Below are 2329 nucleotides of genomic sequence, written 5' to 3' on the forward strand. Positions count from 1 at the left end.
ACTGCGGTTGCCGCTTCCCTAAACCCAGACCAATAAACGATCCGTGCACCAACGCCAGTCGAATTCCCTTGTCTCATGATCTCCGCGCGAGCACGCCCATAAGACAAAATCGGCTGCCATCTCGGCCGAAATGGTGCGGATCGCCGCCGGCAAGGAGGCGGCTCTACGAAGTCCCCGTAGGGAGGCGCCGTCGTCAGACCCGCCTTTGTGACGCAATAAGACTACTAGAACAGGGAGGTGCGCGCTGCGTGGCAGGTTGCTAAGGGGTCAGCCTGCGGGAATGAACCGTCACGATCGATCGAGGTTACCCGAGTTGAGCCGATGAGGCGGGGAAAACGGATGTCACGTGGTCGCGGGGTGCAGTGTCCCGGATGCCCGAAGTTGGGCGACAGTTACCATCAGGCAAGGAGTCAAAATATGTGCGGCATCTGTGGATGGATTGATTTCGATCGTGACCTAGGAGGTCCCGACGCGCGAAGGGAGCTTGCTGACATGACGGCCACCATGGCCTATCGTGGTCCGGACGACGAGGGGACCTGGATCGACGGGCCTGCGGCACTGGGACACCGCCGCCTGGCGATCATTGATAGCCAGGGCGGTCGCCAGCCGATGACGCTCCAGGAGGACGGCCGACCAGCGTTGGTGCTCGTCTACACGGGCGAGACTTACAACTACCGCGAGCTGCGTCAACGGCTCGTCGCCCTGGGCCGTCGGTTCGACACGAGCAGTGACACCGAGGTGGTGCTGCACGCCCACCGGGAGTGGGGCCGCGACGACCCCTGCATCGCGGTGAGCGAACTCAACGGGATGTTCGCCTACGCACTGTGGAACACCGCCGAGCGCGAACTGCTTCTCATACGCGACCGGCTCGGCATCAAGCCGCTTTACTACTACCCCACCGAGCACGGAGTGTTATTCGGCTCCGAGCCAAAGGCGATCCTCGCCAATAGTCTCGCGGAACCGGCCATGGACGCCGATGGGCTTCGTCGCACCCTGTGCTCCATTGCTGACCCGTTCAGCACCGTGTTCCGCGGCATGCGTGAGGTACGGCCCGGCCACATCGTCCACGTGACCCGCGACGGCATAAAGCAGATGAGCTACTGGCAGCTCACCGACAGCGGGCACACCGACGACGTGCCTACCACCGTTCGGCGCGTCCGCGAGTTGCTCGAGGACACGATCCAGCGGCAGCTCATCGCTGACGTGCCGCTGTGCACACTCTTGTCGGGCGGGCTTGATTCCTCGGCCATGACCGCACTGGCCGCGCGCTTCAGCGACGAACGGATCCGGTCCTTCGCCCTCGACTTCGACGGCTACACCGACAACTTTACCCCCGGCCCGGACCGCCCCACACCGGACGGGCCGTACGTGCAGAATGTCGCGAAGTTCGTTGGTACCGACCACACGGACATCACGTTGTCTGCGGACGAACTCATGGACCCGAACGTGCGGGCCGCCACCCTCCACGCCCGCGACCTGCCGTTGACCACGGGCAGCGTTGATAGCACGGCAACACTGTACGGTGGCCCTATCTGGGGAGGCGGCCGACGAGCTTTTCGGCGGCTACTCGTCATTCCACGATCCCGCGCAAGTTCAGGTCGACACGTTCCCTTGGACCGAAGACAGTGACGATATCGTGCGCCGGTCCCTAGAACCCGGCCTCGTAGAGAAACTCGACCTACCCGGCTACCTCGACGAGCAGTACCGCAAGGCACTTGCGGAAGTACCCGCCCTGACCGGGCCGGCTTCGGCCGATCCGCACGAGCGTCGCATGCGCGAGGTCTGCTACCTCTTTCTCACGCGTAACCTGCCGAAGCTGCTCGACCGCAAGGACCGGATGAGCATGGCTTCAGGTCTCGAGGTGCGGGTCCCTTTCTGCGACCACCGCCTCGTTGAGTACGTGTTCGGCACCCCATGGGCCTACAAGACTTTCGACGGGCGCGAGAAGAGCCTGCTGCGGGCCGCCACCGCGGATCTGCTGCCGCAGTCGGTGGTGCGGCGAATCAAGAGCGCGATTCCGGCTATCCAGGATCCGACCTACGGCAGAATGCTGCGCACCCGGTTCACCACGCTGCTGAATGACCGCAATGCGGCAGTGGCACCGCTGCTGTCCGTCGACAGGTCCCGCGCGCTCGATGCGACCGACAATCTCAGGGGGGTAGAGCGTATCCTGGCCCTCCAGGATTTCCTGACCGATTACAACGTGAGCCTCACGGTCTGAGACGAGAGAACACGCAAAAGGACAGCAAAGGGGCCTGGGCGCCCGATACGGCGTGGCCTCCATGGTCAAGTATCCCTCCCAACCTTTTCGGATTGCACATCATTACAC

Annotated in this window: 2 protein-coding genes; both read left to right on the forward strand. The window is 63.4% G+C overall.

All coding sequences use genetic code 11. The features are described from left to right. Nucleotides 1-417 precede the first annotated feature (417 nt). Nucleotides 418-1629 carry an asparagine synthase (glutamine-hydrolyzing) gene (gene asnB / locus EOC06_RS36095; protein WP_281062138.1) on the forward strand — a complete coding sequence of 404 codons (1212 nt, stop codon included), beginning with the start codon at nucleotides 418-420 and terminating at the stop codon, nucleotides 1627-1629. After that, the gene (locus EOC06_RS44935; RefSeq protein ID WP_206631342.1) at nucleotides 1523-2221 is read left to right on the forward strand and encodes an asparagine synthase C-terminal domain-containing protein; all 699 of its coding nucleotides are present in this window, start codon (nucleotides 1523-1525) and stop codon (nucleotides 2219-2221) included. The genes asnB and EOC06_RS44935 overlap by 107 nt, the downstream gene beginning before the upstream one ends. Nucleotides 2222-2329: the final 108 nt, after the last annotated feature.

Source organism: Mesorhizobium sp. M7A.F.Ca.MR.362.00.0.0 (assembly GCF_004023175.1).
Taxonomy (GTDB): domain Bacteria; phylum Pseudomonadota; class Alphaproteobacteria; order Rhizobiales; family Rhizobiaceae; genus Mesorhizobium.